This window comes from Nocardia flavorosea NBRC 108225, assembly GCF_001613385.1.
Taxonomy (GTDB): domain Bacteria; phylum Actinomycetota; class Actinomycetes; order Mycobacteriales; family Mycobacteriaceae; genus Nocardia; species Nocardia flavorosea.
Genome location: NZ_BDCG01000030.1, coordinates 1 through 18,332 on the forward strand (window position 1 = coordinate 1; position 18,332 = coordinate 18,332).

16 protein-coding genes and 2 pseudogenes are annotated in these 18,332 nt (G+C 65.9%); 5 read left to right on the plus strand and 13 right to left on the minus strand.

The window, feature by feature from the left end; genetic code table 11:
* Positions 1-89: 89 nt before the first annotated feature.
* From NFL01S_RS32770 to NFL01S_RS32780, 3 genes are all read right to left on the minus strand, one after another.
* A complete protein-coding gene (locus NFL01S_RS32770; protein WP_063916129.1) occupies positions 90-479 on the minus strand; it encodes a VOC family protein in 390 nt (129 codons plus the stop codon).
* A 113-nt stretch (positions 480-592) separates the two neighbouring features.
* Positions 593-1,069 (minus strand): nuclear transport factor 2 family protein, encoded by a 477-nt coding sequence (locus tag NFL01S_RS32775; protein WP_063916126.1) that lies wholly within the window; start codon positions 1,067-1,069, stop codon positions 593-595.
* Between the two features lie 181 nt (positions 1,070-1,250).
* Positions 1,251-2,744, minus strand: a complete 1,494-nt coding sequence (locus NFL01S_RS32780) for an MFS transporter (RefSeq protein WP_245670994.1) — start codon at positions 2,742-2,744, stop codon at positions 1,251-1,253.
* A 479-nt stretch (positions 2,745-3,223) separates the two neighbouring features.
* Between NFL01S_RS32780 and NFL01S_RS32785 the strand changes: the two are divergent.
* Positions 3,224-4,060, plus strand: a pseudogene (locus NFL01S_RS32785) (SDR family NAD(P)-dependent oxidoreductase).
* Positions 4,061-4,199: 139 nt separating this feature from the next.
* Positions 4,200-5,147, plus strand: coding sequence for an alpha/beta hydrolase (locus NFL01S_RS32790; protein ID WP_157117253.1), 948 nt, complete (start codon positions 4,200-4,202; stop codon positions 5,145-5,147).
* A 229-nt stretch (positions 5,148-5,376) separates the two neighbouring features.
* Here the strand turns inward: NFL01S_RS32790 and NFL01S_RS32795 are convergent, their stop codons facing one another.
* The 6 genes and pseudogenes from NFL01S_RS32795 to NFL01S_RS32825 all read right to left on the minus strand — a co-directional run bounded on the left by NFL01S_RS32795 (position 5,377) and on the right by NFL01S_RS32825 (position 10,796).
* On the minus strand, positions 5,377-5,601 hold the full coding sequence (locus NFL01S_RS32795; protein ID WP_062980260.1) for a hypothetical protein: 225 nt from the start codon (positions 5,599-5,601) through the stop codon (positions 5,377-5,379).
* A gap of 64 nt (positions 5,602-5,665) precedes the next feature.
* Positions 5,666-6,867 (minus strand): annotated as a pseudogene (locus tag NFL01S_RS32800) (3-ketosteroid-9-alpha-monooxygenase, oxygenase component).
* Between the two features lie 672 nt (positions 6,868-7,539).
* On the minus strand, positions 7,540-8,022 hold the full coding sequence (locus NFL01S_RS32810) for a nuclear transport factor 2 family protein (RefSeq protein ID WP_062980217.1): 483 nt from the start codon (positions 8,020-8,022) through the stop codon (positions 7,540-7,542).
* 468 nt (positions 8,023-8,490) lie between these two features.
* On the minus strand, positions 8,491-9,234 hold the full coding sequence (locus NFL01S_RS32815) for an SDR family NAD(P)-dependent oxidoreductase (protein WP_062980218.1): 744 nt from the start codon (positions 9,232-9,234) through the stop codon (positions 8,491-8,493).
* A 55-nt stretch (positions 9,235-9,289) separates the two neighbouring features.
* The gene (locus NFL01S_RS32820) at positions 9,290-10,078 is read right to left on the minus strand and encodes an SDR family NAD(P)-dependent oxidoreductase (protein WP_062980261.1); all 789 of its coding nucleotides are present in this window, start codon (positions 10,076-10,078) and stop codon (positions 9,290-9,292) included.
* A gap of 187 nt (positions 10,079-10,265) precedes the next feature.
* A complete protein-coding gene (locus NFL01S_RS32825) occupies positions 10,266-10,796 on the minus strand; it encodes a VOC family protein (protein WP_062980219.1) in 531 nt (176 codons plus the stop codon).
* Between the two features lie 258 nt (positions 10,797-11,054).
* On the opposite strand from NFL01S_RS32825, the gene NFL01S_RS32830 reads away from it, so the two are divergent.
* On the plus strand, positions 11,055-11,588 hold the full coding sequence (locus NFL01S_RS32830) for a thioesterase family protein (protein WP_062980220.1): 534 nt from the start codon (positions 11,055-11,057) through the stop codon (positions 11,586-11,588).
* Positions 11,589-11,648: 60 nt separating this feature from the next.
* On the opposite strand, the gene NFL01S_RS32835 is transcribed toward NFL01S_RS32830, so the two are convergent.
* The 4 genes from NFL01S_RS32835 to NFL01S_RS32850 all read right to left on the minus strand — a co-directional run bounded on the left by NFL01S_RS32835 (position 11,649) and on the right by NFL01S_RS32850 (position 15,954).
* A complete protein-coding gene (locus NFL01S_RS32835; RefSeq protein ID WP_062980221.1) occupies positions 11,649-12,302 on the minus strand; it encodes an MspA family porin in 654 nt (217 codons plus the stop codon).
* A 62-nt stretch (positions 12,303-12,364) separates the two neighbouring features.
* Complete coding sequence (locus tag NFL01S_RS32840) at positions 12,365-13,042, minus strand: MspA family porin (protein WP_062980222.1); 678 nt, start codon at positions 13,040-13,042, stop codon at positions 12,365-12,367.
* Positions 13,043-13,776: 734 nt separating this feature from the next.
* Positions 13,777-14,859: an NAD(P)H-dependent amine dehydrogenase family protein gene (locus NFL01S_RS32845; protein ID WP_062980223.1), complete on the minus strand. Its 1,083-nt coding sequence runs from the start codon at positions 14,857-14,859 to the stop codon at positions 13,777-13,779.
* A 45-nt stretch (positions 14,860-14,904) separates the two neighbouring features.
* Entirely contained in the window at positions 14,905-15,954 is a 1,050-nt protein-coding gene (locus tag NFL01S_RS32850) for a Rieske 2Fe-2S domain-containing protein (protein ID WP_062980224.1), read from the minus strand.
* 142 nt (positions 15,955-16,096) lie between these two features.
* Between NFL01S_RS32850 and NFL01S_RS32855 the strand changes: the two genes are divergently transcribed.
* Together NFL01S_RS32855 and NFL01S_RS32860 are read left to right on the plus strand one after the other, a co-directional pair.
* Complete coding sequence (locus tag NFL01S_RS32855; RefSeq protein ID WP_084493454.1) at positions 16,097-16,714, plus strand: TetR/AcrR family transcriptional regulator; 618 nt, start codon at positions 16,097-16,099, stop codon at positions 16,712-16,714.
* 229 nt (positions 16,715-16,943) lie between these two features.
* Positions 16,944-18,305 carry an LLM class flavin-dependent oxidoreductase gene (locus NFL01S_RS32860; protein WP_062980226.1) on the plus strand — a complete coding sequence of 454 codons (1,362 nt, stop codon included), beginning with the start codon at positions 16,944-16,946 and terminating at the stop codon, positions 18,303-18,305.
* Positions 18,306-18,332 lie beyond the last annotated feature (27 nt).

Below are 18,332 nucleotides of genomic sequence, written 5' to 3' on the forward strand. Positions count from 1 at the left end.
TAAGTCGCCGGACCGGCGGAAAAATACGGCCTCTCCCGCTCAGCGAGTAGTACGACGACGCGGCTTCACGGCCGTGCCGAAACCGCTTGTCACAGCTGTTCGAACAGTTCCAGCACGTGCCCTTCCGGATCCTCGACGAAGGCGACCCGGATACCGATATCCGCCATCGTCGTGGGCGGTTGGGTCACGGTGGCGCCGGCGTCCTCGGCCTGCCGCACGATCTCATCGAGACCGTGCACCTCGAATCCGATCACCGCCGAACCCGGGGTCGGCGCCGGCTGGTTCTTGTAGTGCAACAGCACCAGCGACTGCTCGCTCCCGTCCGGAGAGGTCATGATGATCTCGGCGAGCGGATCGGGTCGATCGTCGAATTCGTAGCGGGTGCGTTCGACCCGGCCGAAAACCTTCGAGTAGAAGGCGAATTGGGCAGGAAGGTCGTTCACCAGAATCTTGGTGAAGGTAAAGCGGGGACCGGGCATGTGTTTTCCTTTCATTTCGCGGTGCGCACAACCACGCCGCGACAATTCGGCTGCTCCCGGCTACCGGCCACGCCGGCCGGTCGAGTGGATCGGATGCCGCCGGCGTACTCCGGCTATCGGGTGGGGCCACCGAGGACCGCGTGGCGGTCCCCCAGCTCGATATCGATCACGAAAGTTCGTTCGATGATCCGCCAGCCGTGCGCCGACCGGGTCAGCCGGTCGCGATACACGCCGACACATTCGTAGGTGATGTTCGAATTGTCCCCGGCGCCGAGATGCAATACCCGCGCCTTGCAGACCGAGGAGGCAGTATCACCGTCGATATCGACGATATGGTTGCCGAGCAAGTGCTGAGACGGGCCGCATCGATCCAGGAAGGACCGGATCATCGCCACGATATCCGCCCGGCCCCGGACCTCGGGCGCCGCCGCGGCGCCGTAGCGGACCACAGCGTCCGGTGCGAACACCTCGTCCAGAAGGGCCCAGTCACGGTCGTCGAGTGCGTAGGTGTATCGGGTCACCGTCTCGGTAACAGCATCACGGTCGGTATGCGCGGGCGCGTGATGCCCGGAATCGGACGAAGTAGCCACGATCGGATCGTAAAGGCAAGGCGGCAGGGTTCAGGGCCGCCGATCCCGATGAACGGGAGGGGCCGGGTCGGTCATAGGCCCCTCCCGCGGCGAACCGTCGGCCCCGGGGCCCGTCCTGCCCGCATTCCGGCAGTACGGCGCCACTACCGCGCCCGAGGCCGAGAGTGACGCCGTATCTCCGTCAGGCGTATGCCACCGATGTCGTGCTGCCTTCCTCACCGGTCGCGATATCGCCGCCCGTCTTCGTTTCCTGCTTCGGACGGCCGATGAACAGGCAGAGAGCAGCCACGATCAGCGAACAAAGGATGAACCAGCCCACGGATACGTTGAACGACGACAGAGCCGGAGCGGCCGAACCCGGAACCGTCCACAGCGAGAGCATGACCGAGACGATGGCCACGCCCACCGCCGAGAACGCCTGCCGGGCGGTGCTCAAGATGCCCGTGGTGACACTGGTGACGCTGTCGGGGACGGATTCGATCACGATCTTGGGGTAGCCGGTGAAGGAGAAGGCCGTGGCGACGGCCGCGACCGCGAACACCCCCATCATGACGTACAGCGATTTGTGGCCCACGAAGATCATGAGGTTCGCGACAGCGAAAAGCGCGGCCCCGATGAGGAACGCGGTCCGGCCGCCCCACCGGCCGGCGACCGCCCCCGCCACCGGCGATGCGGCGAATCCGACAAGTGCCGCGATACCGGCCACCAGACCGGTGACCGTCGCCGACATCCCGAGCCCGATCGGTAGCGAGGTGGGTGACTGCAGGATCATCGGGGTCACGATCTGCACGGCACCGGCGGGGCCGAGTGCGAGGACCGACAACGCGATCAGGTTGAGCGTCATACGTTTACTCGCGAAGACCCGGAAATCGACCAGTGGTTCGCTGCGACCCAGCTCCCAGAAGGTCCAGACCGCCAGGATGCCGAGACCGACGACGATCAGTCCGATGACGGCCGGGCTGGTCCAGCCCCATGCCGGCCCCTGCGTGATGCCGTACAGCAGGGCGATCAGGCCGGGCGTCATCAGGATCGCGCCCACATAGTCGAAGCGAGGTAGTTCCGACCGGGTGTGTGCTCCCGGAAGTACCACCGCGGCCACGGCGGACGCTACGACGGCCAGGACGGCGGCGAGAACGAAGATCATATGCCAGTCGGCGATATCGAGCAGAACACCGGCGATCAGGGAACCGCCCGAACCGGCCAGCAGCGCCGCGCCACTGATGAAGCCGATGGCGATCGAAACCTTCTCGGGCGGTAAGGCTTCGCGAGCCAGTCCATAGCAGAGCGGCAGGATCGCACCCGACACTCCCTGCACACCCCGCCCGATGATGATCGCCGCCATCGAGTCGCCGAAAACGCTGATCACCGAGCCGAGCACCGAAACCAGCATGATGACGATGAGAACCTTCTTGCGGCCGTACATATCGCCGAGACGGCCGCCCACCAGGGCTGTCGCCGCCGCGACGAGCATATAGGCGGTAACCGCCCAGCCCGTCGTGGAGGCCGGCGCCCCGAAGATTTCACTGAACCGCGGCAAGGCGATGAAGATCGTGCCGGCTTCGAAGGCACTGACGCATTCGGCGAGGATCAGCGCCGTGATGATCAGCGCCGGGGATTTGAACCCCGGCACACCTCCGGGTCTTCCGGTGGCGAGCCGGGATGAGGGATCGGACATCGCTTGTCCTCCTGAGACGAGATGGGCCCGGTGTTCCGCTCGCCGCGTAGCCCGTCAGCGCCGGTGGAATACGACATTCCGCGGCGTGGACGAGGGATTCGGGAACAGAACCCGGCGGGCCTACGGCACCGCGGAAACTGCACCAGCGCCGGGCATCGGAGCAGGTGGTGAGCCGATGGTCGGCTGTTCGTGATCCAGATCACGAACCGCTGGCACAACGGACGATAAGGCGTGTCCGAAATGTCGACTGCCGTGTTTCCGGTGAGCGGGACCGAACCGGATCGACAATGTGCGCGGCAGGTCTCCCATCTGACGGAACAGCGGCTGCCGAACAACGGCTGCATACGTTCCCATAGGGCTGTCGCGACGGCCGACCGTGCCGCCGGGAAAGGAATCCGATGGCACCCACCGCGCAGATCACCGCGGCGGTCGCCGATTACATATCCCGCATCGTAATGACCACACAGAAAGGATGAGCCATGCGTGAATTGACCGGCCGCGTCGCGGTGGTCACCGGCGGCGCCAACGGTATCGGAAAAGGGCTGGCAACGCGTTTCCTCGAAGAGGGTATGCACGTGGTGATCGCCGACAACGATGCCGGCGATCTGGAGAAAGCCGTCACCGAGTTGTCCGCGCTCGGTGAGGTACTCGGCGTACCCACCGATGTCGCCGACGCCGCCTCGGTGCAGGCGCTCGCCGATACGGCAGTGGACCGGTTCGGCGCCGTGCATGTGCTGTGCAACAACGCGGGAGTCGGGGGCGCGCAGCATTTCTCGACGATCAACCACGCCACCTGGGAATAGACGCTCGGCGTGAACCTGTGGGGCGTCATCCACGGTTGCCGGATCTTCCAGCCGATCCTGGCTGCCCAGGACGAGGCCTATATCGTCAACACCGCCTCGATGTCGGGTTTCCTGACCGGCGGATATCTCACGCCCTACAACGTGTCGAAAGCCGGCGTGGTATCCCTGTCGGAGGGGCTGGCTTTCCAATGGGCAACGGAGTTTCCGCATATCGGGGTCGCGGTACTGTGCCCCGCCTATACCGCCACGGCCATCCGGCACGACGAACGCAATGCGCCGCCCGGGCACATCCCCCGCGCCGAAGCCGACCCGTCCCTGATCGAGCACCAGGACAAGGTGAACCGTGCCATCGAGCACGAGGGGATGCCGGTATCGCAGATCGCGGAATTGGTCGTCCAAGGCATGGCGGAACGCAAGACCCACATCTTCCCCCACCCCGGGTGGCTGAAGTTGTGGGCCGACCGCGTGCAACGCGTGACAGCGCAGGCGGATCCACCAGCCGCGGGTGCCTGAACCGCAGGACCCGCCGCTACCCGGGCCGAACGCATCGGCCGGTTCGAGGCGATGCGCGACCGCGAGCGACCACGCCCCCGCCGATGCGCGCACCCGCCCGCACCCTCTACCCCGTTCACCTATCGCCGAGGAGATGACAGTGCCCGTTCCCCCGCTCGATCCTGATGTCGAAGCGCGCATCAGCGCCCTCCCGACCGCGCAGACCATGCGTTCCCGGGGCATCGACGCGGTCCGCGCCGGCGTGGAGGCGATGAAACCCCCGGCCGACATGCCACCGATGGCCGAGATCGAGGAGCACACCGTTCCCGGGCCCTACGGGACCATCCCGCTGCGGGTCTACCGCCCCACGACCGAACCGGGCGCCCCCGCCGTCGTCCATCTGCACGGCGGTGGTCTCGCGATGGGTTCCAATGCCTCTTTCGAGCCGCTGGCCCGGCAGATCGCGGCCGCCGCCGGCGCGACGGTGATCGGCGTCGACTACCGGCTGGCGCCGGAGTGGGGAGCGCCGGTACAGATCGAGGAATCGTATGCGGCAACGGAATGGGTCGCCACCAACGCGCAGTCGCTACGCATCGACACGGGGCGCCTGGTGGTACTCGGCGACAGCGCGGGCGGCAGTCTCGCGGCCGGCGTAGCCCTGATGGCCAGAGACCGTGGCGGTCCGGACCTGTTCGCCCAGGTGCTGCTGTACCCCGGGCTGGACCGCGATATGGGCGCACCGTCGATCATCGCCATGCCCGAAGCGCCGATGCTGCTTCGCGAGGACATCATCTATATGCACGAGCTCGTGGACAACGCCGCAACCGGAGCGCACGATTGCTACCGGGTTCCCGCCTATGCCACGGACCTGTCCGGCCTCCCCCAGGCGATCGTGGTAACCGGCGAGGGCGACCCGATCCGCGATTGGGGCGAGCGCTACGCCGGCCGGCTACGGGATGCGCGGGTCCAGACCACCGTCACGCGATATCCCGGCGTGCTGCACGGTTTCCTCATGCGGCCGGAGAATTCGGCCCGCGCGACACTCGCGGTAGCCGAAATCGGCGGCCTGCTGCGCGCCAAGTTCACACATCCGCTGCCCTTCGGCTGACCGGCGGGCCTGGGCCTGGGCCTGGGCCTGGGGATACGTTCGTTCGGGTGTACTCCGACGGGACGACCGGCCCGGCCCCGGGCACAGAGATGCTCGAGCGTGGTGCGGCGCTCGGTGTCGCCGGGCTTCCCGTAGTTCCTCGGACGCGCTGTGTACGGACACACATGCACGCCCCGGCCCCGGTACGTGCTATGAGGGCCGAGCTCTGCGATCCCTGGAGCGGCCGGTCTCAGTGCTGGTCGGAACCGATATCGATGAGTCCCTCCCGGACTGCGGATTCGATCGAATCCCGCATTCTCGCGCAGGTCGGACGCAACGCCCGCGCCGTCAGATCCGGCGCCGGGGCGAATTCCACGCACCGCAGGCTTTCGGTCCACTGGACCGAGGTGTGTGCGAGGCTGTTCTTCTCGACCAGCACCCGGTTGCCGCATACACGGCAGGAAAGCGGCTGCATACTATTCACTCCTGAATGACGGATTCTCGTGCCGTTCCGGTTGCCCGGAACGGCACGGACGAGTTCAACGCGGCACGGCGGCTTCGGCCGGCTCTGCACTCGCCTTGAAGGATTCGATACGCGGATCCGAGGTGACGAACCGGCCGGCGGCGATGTTCTCGTCGACCTCCTTCTGCCAGAATCCGATAGCTCGTTCGGTATCGATCTCGAACTCGAACCGCTGAGTCATCTCCGGGGTGATGTCCTCGACATCGACGTAGAACTGCTGATACCACCGGCGCAGCTGGTAAACCGGCCCGTCTTCCTCGCACAACAACGGATTGTCGATCTTGGCCTTGTTACGCCAGATCTCCACATCCTGAACGAAACCGAGCTCGACCCCTGGGTGAAGCTGCGCGCCATCTCCACCGCCTGTTCCTCGGTCATACTTGCGGGCTTCTTCACTGCCGCACCCCATTGCAGCACGAAACTGGTGGGCGAAACGGGGTAGTGGCAGTTGATCAGCGCGGTCTCGATCTCGCCGACCGGGGATTGGTTCCACAGATAGTCGATCATGTAGGAGGGCCCGTAGTAGGCGGCTTCGGAACGGCCGATCGACTCCTTCTCACGCGAATAATTCGTGCCGAGGTCCACATCGGCACGAGGCCTGCTGTTCATGTGCTGGCTGGCGATATGCCCTTCGAATACGTTCTTGAAATACACCGGGAAGGAGTAGTGGATATAGAAGAAATGCGCCATATCCACCACGTTGTCCACGATCTCGCGGCAGTTCGAGCCTTCGATCTTCAGCCGGCTCCAGGTGAACGGGGTCCACTCCCCCTCGTCGTACCCGGCGATCTCGGGGATCGTCACCTCCGGCGGCGGCGGGTTGCCCTGGGGATCGTGCCAGATGTAGAGCTGCCCGTTGCGTTCGAGCGTTGTCCACGATTTGGTGCGCGCCAACGGCGGGACCCGCCGAGCATACGGAATGCTCGCGCAACGCCCGTTACCAGACCAGCGCCAGTCGTGGAACGGGCAGGCCACCGCATCACCCTTGACGGTGCCCTGGGTGAGGTCACCGCCCATATGCGGGCAGTAGCCGTTGAGCACATTCAGTGAACCGGCGCTGTCGGCGAAGACGACCAGTTTCGTGCCGAATGCCTCAACGGCATGCGGCTTTCCGTCGCGAAATTCGTCGAGAAGACCCAGGCAGTGCCAGCCGCGGGCGTAACGAGCCGGCGGCGGGGCCGATTCGATGACGCGAACATCGGTGTCGGGCATTGACATGATTACCTCCGTGTTGACGCGGGTTCGTCAGGGGTGGTGTTGTTCATTGCGTCGCCGCGCCGTCGTGGTCGAGCCGATCCTGCAGATCCGTCCAGCCGGACCGGGGCGCACCAGCGGTCATGACCCGACCTCTTGTCGTATCCCATAGCGGACCGACGCCGACGCCGGCGCACCGAACGGATATCAGCAGTACTGTGCATGAAATCAGGTGGCGGACCAGCCCGGGACGCAGTATTCCACTGGCCGGGAGTATTGATCCCGGTAGCGTCCGGGGGCCCGTGAGCGGGGTATTCAGGCCGGAGCTGCGCGAACTTCGATGGCTTACTTGTCCGTGTCGTCGCCGGCAGCCGCACTCTTCTGCCGCGGACGACCGATGAACAGGAAATGACGGCCACGATCAACGAGCACCCGACGAACCACCCCAGCGCCAGATCGAAGGAAAACAGTGCGGGCGCGGTCGACCCCGGAACCATCCACAACGAGAGCATCACCGACAACAACGCCACGCCCACAGCCGAGAAAGCCTGCCCGGGTCACGACGTCGAAGCCGGAACCCGCTCCTGGGCGAGAATCCGGAACGCTGTCCCGGCGTGGCCCCCGGGCACAGGGTAAGGGTCGGCGATGGCCGACCCGATGGTGCGTCGGTCCCAGGACGCCCGCTCTTCGCGCAGGTCAACTTCCGGGCATGCCCGTCACGAGCTTTCGCGCTTCGGCACTGCCGTTCAACGGTCGCGTGACCCGACGGGTGACGCACCAGCCGTCGCTCGTCCGGCGCAACTCGATCCGGTGGACACCCGCACGCCAGATGTAGAACTTACCGTCCTCATGCCGGACCAGGATCGATTCGCAGAACGCTTCGGCCTCGTCGCCTTCGATGCGCTCGATATGTGGCGGGCCGAAGAAATGGGCGCTGCCGCCCCCGATGATGTCCTGATGGGCGTCGGACCGGACCATCGCCCGCAACTCAGCGCGCCCGGCCATCCGCCAGCCCTCGACGTCGTAAACACCGTCCTCGGTCCACAGCGCCGCCGCGGCGTCGGCTTCCCCGGCGTCGACCAGCGGCCCGTAGGCGGTGAGTTTCCGGATGATGGCCAGTTCGTCCTCCAGCCGCTGCACCCGCGCCACCAGTCCGGAAAGCGACTCTTCCCCGCTCACGCCCGCCCGCCTTGCGCGACGTCGGCAATCCGGCCGGCACAAGCGGTGCCCATACTCCGCGGGCCGTTACCTACGTCCGCGCACGGGCCGTGTTCCACACCATCGATCATTCTTCACCTCGCGTTGTCGGGTCGGCGCATCGCCTTCCGGCCGAGCGGATCACTGTCGACGTCATCGCACCGATCCGGCATCGGCGGTACCGTGGCATGAAATCAGGTGCCGGACAGCCTGGGGCGCAGGATTCCGCTGGCTGGGAGTAGTACCGCGACACCACCCGTTTTGTCAGGTCCTGACGTACTGTCATAACCTGACGATATGGTCGTGAGACGCGCACCGGCACCGCCGGAGAGACCCTTGCGTGCAGGCCCGGTACAACAGCACGAGAAGCAGACCCGGTGACCAAGTCGGCTCGTCCCACCCTCACGGAGCGCCGGGCCCCGGCGGCCCGGGCCGACCGCCGCGGATCGGCTACCGGAGTTTCACCGTTCCACCGTCGACCATGAGTGTCTGACCGGTGATGTAGCCGGCGTCCGCACTCGCGAGGAATACCGCCACCCGCCCGATATCCTGTTGCGGATCGCCGAAACGGCGCAGGGGCACACGTTTCAGCATGACTTCCTCGACACCCGGGTTCGCCTCGACATACGTCTGCACCCCTTCGGTGAGGGCCAGCGGCGAGATGACGTTCACAGTGATGTTGTCGGTCGCCCATTCATTGGCCGCCACCCGGCTGACCGCCCGGATCGCCTCCTTCGCCGCGGCATAGGAGGCCTGTGTGGCCTGTCCCTCGATACCGGCTCCCGACGCGAAATTGATCACCGTGCCCGCCGTCGCCCGGAGATGCGAGTACGCCGCCTGCATCAACCGCACCGTCGGGTAGAACCCGGTGCCGAACGACAGGTCGAACATGTCCTGCGTCGTTTCGACCAGCGGAGCCTGTCGCGAGGCGTGTGCGTTGTTGACCAGGATATGCAACGCGCCGAACGTCTCTATCGCAGCGGCACAGATCTTTTCGGCGCTGCCTTCCTGCGCGATATCGATATCGACGTACTTTGCCCGGCCGCCGAGTTCCTGCTCCAGCGTATGTCCCGCGTCGGCGTCGATATCGGCGAAAACGACCGACGCCCCTTCGTCGATGAAAGCCCGGACGATTCCGCGCCCGATCCCACCGGCGCCACCGGTGACTATCGCGACTCTTCCGTCGAGTCTCACGAATGTTCCTTCCGTCCCGATTTCACGATTCTCCCGAACAGCTCCGGTACCACCGTTATTCGGTCGGCGGCGGCAGCAGCTTCTTCGCCGACGCCCGCGCTTCCAGCAGCAGTTCGGCCCGGTTGTGCCCGCTGTTCTTCTCGGCGACCGCCTCGAACTGCTTCACCACCACGACGGGGCCGTTGGCCAGGTTCGCCAGACCCTCCGCCGCAACCTCGCGGGGTTCGGAGACCAGCAGGCCGGGCCGGTCCATTTTGAGGCCCGCCCGGTCCATAGCCGGCGTACGAGTGAGTCCCAGCACGAGTTCCAGGACATCGACGTCGTATTCCTGCATCTCCAGCCACAGCCCTTCGGCGAAGATGCGGCAGAAGGATTTGACCGCCGAGTACACGCTGATCTGCGCCGATCCCAGATAACCGCTGAGCGAACCCACCAGCACGATTCCGCCGCGGCGCCGGTCCTTCATGGGCGCGCCGAAATGCTGCACCAGTTTCAGCTGGGCGGTGATGTTCAGGTCGATAACGGCTTGGAAGCGCTCGAGGTCGCCGGTCACGAATTCGTGACCGTAGGTGTTGGCGCCCGCGTTGTAGATGAACAGACCGACTTCGAGATCGTCGGTCGCCTGCCGGATACGGTCGACAGCGTCCGCGGCGAGCAGGTCGACCGATAGCGTTCGCACCTCGGCACCGTGCGCACGGCAGGCCTCGGCGGTCGCCTCCAGCGGTTCCGGTTTACGCGCCAGCAGTACCAGGTTCATTCCCTGCTCGGCGAGTTGGAGGGCGAACTCGGCACCGACGCCCTCGGAGCCGCCCGCGATCACGGCCCACGGCCCGTACTTCTGCATATCCACGTGTTTTCACTCCTCGTTCCGAGCCGATGCCGGGCTCGTATTTCGCCGATCCGGGTCGGCGAATCCCGGCAGAACCGTTCACGAGGCTAAGGTCGGCGGGCTGGCCCGCGGCGCCGACTCCCACTCAATGGATCCGCTGACACAGGACACAGGTGGGGACGCCGCGGTGGGACCATCCCGCTCAGCGCTGAGCGGAGCGCATCGCCGCAACCCTGGCCCAGACCGTCGGGTCGGTGCGGGGACCGCCCGGAGTATCCGCGCCGTAGCGCTCGATCTCGGCCGCGAGGTCCAATGGCGCGGTCATCGAGGCGCCGCGGAGGGATTCCTCGACACGTTGGTCGGGCACCAGCCAGCACACCTCGAACTCGATACCGTCGGGGTCGCGGCCGTACAGCGCCTTGGTCGAACCGTGATCGCCCGCACCGGTCAGGGCGCCGGCATCGGACAGACTCTGCCGTGCGGCGGCGAGCTCGGCGAGCGTCGCGACTTCCCATGCCACGTGATACATTCCGACCGACCCGGGCGCCGGGGCCGGGGCGCCCCGGGACTCGAACAATCCCAGGTCGTGGTCGTTGGCCGAGCCCGCGTGCCGCAGGAAAGCACCTCCGGGAAACGCCTCGGGAAGCCGTTGGAATCCGAGCACCTGCTCGTAGAACCCGAGACTGCGCTCGAGGTCCGAGACGTACAGGACGATGTGATTGATTCCGCGCATATCGCCAGGACCTCCTCGGCCGTCGTTCCTCGTCCGTCCGGCCGCATACGGCCGTGGCGGAACCATTCACCACCATCATGCTCCACTCGGCTCGCGGTGGCGCGGCCCTTCCCGGCACCTCCACACGGACGGTTCACACCGTGTCCCATTCAGCGGTAACGGGGGCGGCATCGTGGTGGCCGGGTCGAATACGTTCGGGAGTTGTCCGACACGTCGCCGGCTACCTCGCGGCCGTGCTGTTCGATTCGAGGGAGGCCCATGCTTTCGGCGCACGCGATACCACTCGACAAGGTGCCGCAGGGGCCGGTCACCTCTTTCCGTTGCCGGGTGGAGGAATCGTGGATCGACTTCAACGACCATATGAACGCCATGTACTACGGCATCATCGTCTATCGCGGGCAGGCGGCGTTCAGCGCGCTGATCGGAATGGGCGAGGACTATGTCGAGCGCACCGGGCTGGGAAAGGTCGTGGTCCAGTCGTCGCTCGGTTACGAGCACGAGGTGCGCCGAGGTGACGAACTCGAAATCCGTTCCTGGCTACTGGGCGTCGATGCCAAACGTATCCACGTGCTGCACGAGGTATTCAGTCTGGGCACCCGGCGCCGGGTCGCGGTGGGTGAACAATTGGACCTGAACTTCGACCTGACATCCCGCCGTTCCTCCCCGATACCGGCCGAGCAGCGGCAATACCTGACGGAGTTCACCCGCATCCAGACCACCGCGGGGCTCCCCGGCGGGATCGGCCGGACGGTACGCGGCCCGGCTCCACAACTCGGCGCACCGATCCGGTAGGTCCGGCTAGCGCGTGGAACCCGGACCCCGTCACACCGCGGGGTCCGGGTTCCGGCGTTCTCAGCCGAGGCTGAACGGCTGTCCCCAGACGGTGACGATCTCCTTGACGGACGCGGTTTCGACCTCCACCTCGGTGAATGCCCTCGCTTGTGCGTAGCCCGCACACCCCGAAAGACCGATGGTGCTGTTGTGCCAGCTCACGCTGCCGCTGGTACCGGCGATCGAGGAGAAGGGCCGATGCGATTCCGAACCGAAGGCGTCGGGAGCCTCCAGGTCCAGCAGGTAGAACTTCTTCGCCTGCCCGGGGCCCAGGCTCAGGTTCCCGCCGAGACTGCCACCGGCCGACTGGTTCTCGCCCGCCCAATCCGTGTTGTAGTTCGCGCCGCTGTTGGCACCGCCGCCGGCGATATTGACCTGGCAGCCGACCACATAGCCGGGTTTGATCTTCGAGCGCGCCGGCGCGGACAGCTCGACCTGGGCGCTGGCCGACACCCAGGCATTTCGGTGCAGCGGGGTGGCGCCCATGGACGGGCTGATCGTGGCCGATTCGCCGACAATGCGCAGCGTGACAGCAGTGCCGTCGGCGAGGGTTTCGGTAACCGCCGCCCCGGGCAGCGGTACGAAGGTATCGGCGCCGGCGGTACCGGTGGCCAGCAACCCCACCGATGCGGCCGCCACGAATGCGGCGCGGACGAATTTCCTGGGATCAATCATCGGTAAAACCTCTCCGGGTTCGTGAATTGTCGATAGGCGAGCGGTCGGCAATCGGACCGTGCTCATCCGATACTGAACGGCGCCCCGTAGAGAGTGGTCTTCGAATAGTGGTCGCCGATGATTTCCACGACCGTGTAGGCCCGGGCCTGCGCGTAACCGCCGCAACCCTGGATCTCTATTTCGAAATCCCGGTAACCGACACTGTAGACACCGGGCCGGAGAATATCCTTGAAACCGACCCGGACGAATTCGACCTCACCCGGGCCGAGCTGGATACCGGCCGAACCGCTCAGCCCGCCACCGTTGGTGCTGACATTTCCGGAAAGCCCCGCGGAGATCGCGCTGTCGCCGATGCTGACCTGACAGCCGACGATATAGCCGGTGTTCACCTGTGAAGCGCCGTGGGTCGAGGAATTGTTCGTGCCCGGCATATCCGCCGGCGTCGAATAGGGCCCCGGGCGTTCGACGGTCGGCGTATGGGTGACGTCGGCGGTGACGGTGCCGGAAACCCACACCACCCGTCCGACACCGTTGGCGGCCATCGACGGGGAGATCACGGCATGTTCGGCCGTCCGGCTGATCGTCGCCCCGGGGGCGGCCTGGTGGCCGTCGGGTAGCGGTACGAAGGTATCGGCCGTGGCGTGGCCGGCGGCCAGCATTCCGACGGCCGCGAATACCGCACTCACTCCACCCAGGCGCATCCCTCGGGCATATGGGTGGCGGGGGACGTTTGCTTTCATCTGTTGACCCTCATCTCGATCGAAAGCGGACATGCCGATACCGGCACTGTTTCCGGAATATCGCCGGAAGAATATGGACAGGCCACTACGCCGAATATCGCGCCGATCGTTCGAACAATGAGCACGTCGATTTCCCGGACAGCACGAACCCCGGGACGGCGAAGTGGTTCCGGTCAGCCGAACGGATTCATTCGGCGATCGGTGCAATGAATGCGGCGGTATCGCCACGCCGATTCTCAGGGCGTGGCGTCATGCCACCGCCCGGAATTCCGGGCGGTGGGGAGAACACCGCAACTACTCGGCTATAAGGGGTGGGTTGCGGTCATGACGTTCCCTTCTTCTTCCTCCGCTGAGCCGCCCGGCGCGGATATACGCGCCGTATGCGGAGGTTCGCGGCCACCGGCCGGCTGTTCCTGGGCCGGCCGATTCCGAGGCCGGAGCAACAGCACGGACCGGTCGCCGCGTAGCGGTCGGCAACCGTGTGTCTCGACCGGTGCGGGCACCGGCCCCCGGCGGTGCAGACCGCTTCAGGGGACCGGTGCATTCCGGGCGATTCGATGTCGACCGTAAGCCGCCGCCGTAAAAGAGACCATCGCCACTCCCGCTCAGCGAGAATCACAACGGTGGCGGGTTCTCCGGCGTCACCGCACGGCATTACCGCCCGGCTCGGCCGGCCGGATCGCAGGCACCGCTGAGACGCACACCGGCAGGAACACCGGCGGACATGATCGGCGTCAGAGTTTGAACCGCCCGGCAAAGCTGCGCAGCGGCAGGTCCGCACTGGTGATGATGCCCGGCCGGGCCGCGACCACGGACCGCAGCGAGTGCAGTGCGGGCATACCGGTGACGGTCATGCCGATGGAGGCGAAACTGGCGGGGTCGGACAGGTCGACGCCCTTGCGGGGGAAGACCATATGTTTGCTGTAGATACTGGGGTCACCGGTGATCTGGGTGATGTAGCAGCCCTTGATCTTCCAGGCGGGGTCGGTATGCGGGGTCATCTGCCATTCGAGATGTGATTCCACCCGTGGTATGCCGTCGACGAGGCCCTGGTACTTGATGTAGTTGGCGCCGAGCGACCCCTTGGGCAAGAAGTACCAGCCGAGATCGACATCTTCGGTGCAGGCGCCCAGTTCGTAACCGAAGGTGACCTCGTCGAGTTCCAGGCCGAAGGCATCGGCCATGAGATACACCGAATCGGCGAATACCGCGGTGTATTTGTGCAGCGATTCCGGAATCGTCGGATCGTCGACCGGGCGGCCGTAGCCGACGGCCTTCCAGGTATCGACGGAATGATGGCAGGAGACGTCGACCGACTCTGTGACAGTGACGTTTTCGATCTCGGCGACATCGGCACTGTGCACGATCCCGAGGATCTGGGCCAGGCCCGGGTTCATCCCGGTGCCGTAGAACGTCGCGTTACCGCGCTCGCAGGCGGCGGCGATGACCTCGCTGACCTTGCGGCCGGAGGGGTGCGGGTGGTTGGTGTCGCGGTGGTAGCCGGTAATCCAGTCCGCCGTGGTCACCACATTGATACCTGCTTCGAGAACCTTCTCGTAGAGGTCTTCGTCCGGGAAGACACCGTGGAACGTGAGCACATCGGGACCGGCGGCGATGATCTCCTCGACCGTTCCGGTAGCGGTCACACCGATCGGTTCCATACCCACGATCTCGCCGGCGTCGCGGCCGATCTTCTCCGGGGTGTAGCAGTGCAGCCCGACGAGTTCGAGGTCGGGATGGTTGCGGATCCGCCCGATCATCTCGGTGCCGAGATTGCCGGTCGCTACCTGGAATACCCGGATCTTGTCGGTGCTCATAGGGGGCCTTTCGGTCTGGCGAGGGTGATTCTTCGAGCGGGCTGGTTACGAGGAGTCGTCCGCGGACCGGACGGCACCGCTGTACTGCCGGTGCGGATCCGCGCCGGCCGGACCGCCGCCGGGGTAGAACTGCCGCGCCCATTCCCGTAGCGCCGTGAACCCCTGATACTCCTTGCGAGACAACGCGGGCGGATCCGAATAACGCTGGTGTGACCAGATTTCGATATCTGCCTCGAACTGCTCGATGACGAAATCCGCCATCGTCTTCCCGTACCGGCCGATCTCCGGGGAATCATCTCCCGGTTTCCGGCCGATCCACACCGTGAAGCGGACATCAGAGGTGTACTCGTCCACCGGTGTCACCGCCGGCATGGTGCGGTTGTCGACCATGCCCCAGCTCTTGGTGATCGAACATCCCAGCCCCGCGTTGATCGATTCGACTCCGCTGTTGACCTGGTCCGCGGCCACCGATTCGTCGAAGGCGATGGTGAAATCGACGTAGGAGACAGGGCCGGAGAAATCGTGCCGGGTGAACTCCGGGACGAACGGGGTCTTGTGCACGAACTTGAAATGCGCGAAATCTACCCCGTTCTCCATGACGTACTGGGGATGCATCTCCAGCCCCGTCCGGAACAGAGTCGCCGCGGGGACCGGCGGGTAGTAGTCGGCGGCGGTGTGGCCGTCACCGAACGCGGTGAACATATCCGGCACCTCGAAATACGGTGGACGACCCTCGGTGTCGAACCAGATCCACACCGCTTCGTTGCGTTCCACCACCGGGTAGGTGCGGATCCGGCGGCCCTTGTTCGGATGGCTCTCGTACGGGATGCAGACGTTGCGTCCCTCGCGGTTCCACTCCCACCCGTGGAAGGGGCATACCAGGTTCTCGCCCTCCACCCGGCCGCCGTATCCGAGGTGGGCGCCGAGGTGTTCACAGTAGGCGTCGAATACCGCGACCCGGCCGGATGCCGAACGCCAGGCCACCATCTCGCGGCCGAAGTACTTCATCTTGTGCACCGCACCGGTGGTGATCTCATTGCGCCAGGCCACCTGGAACCAGCCCGTCGGCTCCATCGACAGCGGCGGTTTCGCCATCTGCACCCTCCACGCCTTCGTGAGCTGCCCGGATCGGCCGATCCGGCCCCGCGCCCACCGATGGTAGAACCCTCTACGAAAGAATACAAGAGGCCTTTGTGAAACTCGGGAATATCGATCGGCGCCGGTAGAATCGCTGCTCGTGACGGAAACGGCGGCAGGAGAACGGCGCGCCAACAGGCGTGGAATCCAGTCTCGGGAGAGCATGCTCGAGGCCGCGATCGCCTCGCTGGCCACCGGCGATCCCGCCGCCGTCTCCGGTAACCGCATCGCCCGCGATATCGGCGCGACCTGGGGCGTGATCAAATACCAGTTCGGCGATATCGACGGCCTCTGGGCAGCGGTCCTGCGACGCACCGCGGACAAACGCGGTGATCTGCCCGCCGGCATCAAACCGGACGGCACCCTGCACGAGCGAGTCGCCGCCATGATCACCGCCATGGCCCGCGGCCTGCGCAGCCGGGAATCCCTGGCGATCGAAACCCTGCGCGCGGCCCTCCCCCGCGACCACACCGAACTCGAACGCGATTTCCCCCTCACCGCCGCCGAGCTCGCCTCGTGGAAACCGCACTGGGACACCGCTTGCCACAAGGCCTTCGCCGACCTGGACCTCGACCCGGTCAAGATACGCAAGGTGGCCGCCCTCATCCCCGCCGCAATGCGCGGAATCACCTCCGAACGCACCCTGGGCACCTACGGCGACCTCGACGACGCCCTCGACGCCCTCATCGGCGGAATCGTCAGCTACCTCGAGGCGTAACGGAACCATCGAGGCCGTCGCCGATACCGTTCGGGCAGGCGTGTGCTCGTCGCAGGCTGCCTGCCGCAGACCTCGGCGGGGTCGCCGGATCGACCGTGGTGAGCGCCGACGCGGCGGCCCGTTCCCGGCCGGATATCTTCTTCTGCCAGGAAAAGCCGGACCTCCAGGGTTCGGATCAGCGCGCGAATTACCGTTCCCCGGGCGGCGCCGGCATTGCTCTAATGCGGCTATGCCTCATCCCTCCCCTGCCGGGCGACGTCAGCTCGCTCTCAACGCGTTCATCTATCCCGCAGGCCATCACGAGGCCGCCTGGCGGCATCCCCTCAGCCGCCCGGACCGGATCTACGATGTGCGCTACTACCAGGAGATCGCACGAACCGCCGAAGCCGCGGCGTTCGATGCGATCTTCTTCGCCGACGGGCCCGCCCTGCGGACCAGTGTCGCCTACAACGCCGCGCCCGGCCTGGAGCCGATCACGCTGCTCACCGCGATAGCCGCGGCCACCAGCCGGATCGGGCTGATCGCGACGGCGTCCACCACCTATTACGAGCCCTACAACCTGGCCCGGCTCTTCTCCTCGCTGGACCATATCTCCGGCGGCCGGGCGGGCTGGAATATCGTCACCACCGGAACCGATCTGGCCGCCGCCAATTTCGGTCTCGACCACCATCCCGACCACACCGAACGCTACGCGCGGGCCCGCGAATTCGTCGATGCGGTGACGGCACTGTGGGACAGCTGGGAGGACGACGCCATCCTGCTGGACCGCGCCGCCGGCCGCTATGCCGACCCGGACAAGATCCATCCGATCCATTTCGAGGGAGAACATCTGCGGGTGCGTGGCCCGTTCACCGCCGCCCGCACCCCGCAGGGCTATCCGGTGCTCGTCCAGGCCGGTGCCTCGAACGACGGCCGCGCCTTCGCCGGCCGCCACGCCGAGGCGATCTTCACCGCACATCAGCGGCTCGGTGATGCCCAGGCCTTCTACACCGATATCAAACGCCGCGCAGCCGAATTCGGCCGCGACCCCGACCATGTGAAGGTCCTGCCCGGCCTCAGCCCGTTCATCGCGGGCACCGAAACCGAGGCGAAACAGCTCGAACGCGAGTTCAACGCGCTCACCGTGCCCGAATACGGTCTCGACCAGCTGGAAGGGCTGGCCGGTGAATCTCTGCGCCGGTTGCCGCTCGACGAACCGGTACCGGCCGGCTTGTTCGCCGATGCCGGCGATGTCACCGACAACACCGCGAGCCGCCGCCAGGTCGTGGCCGGAATCGTGCGCCGCGACAGCCCCACTCTGCGTGGCCTGCTGCACCGTCTCGCAGGCGCCCGCGGGCATCGCGTATTCGCCGGAACCCCGGAACAGGTGGCCGACACCATGGAGGAATGGTTCACCTCGGGCGCTGCCGACGGTTTCAATGTGATGCCGCCCTACTACCCCGGCGGGCTGGAGATCTTCACCGAAACAGTGGTGCCGATCCTGCGGGACCGCGGCCTGTTCCGCACCGAGTACACGGGCACCACGCTGCGTGACCATCTCGGTCTGCCGAAACCGGTGAGCCGGTTCGCACCCGTGCCGATACCCGGCTGACCATCGCGTCACCCGGTCGGGAGGAAG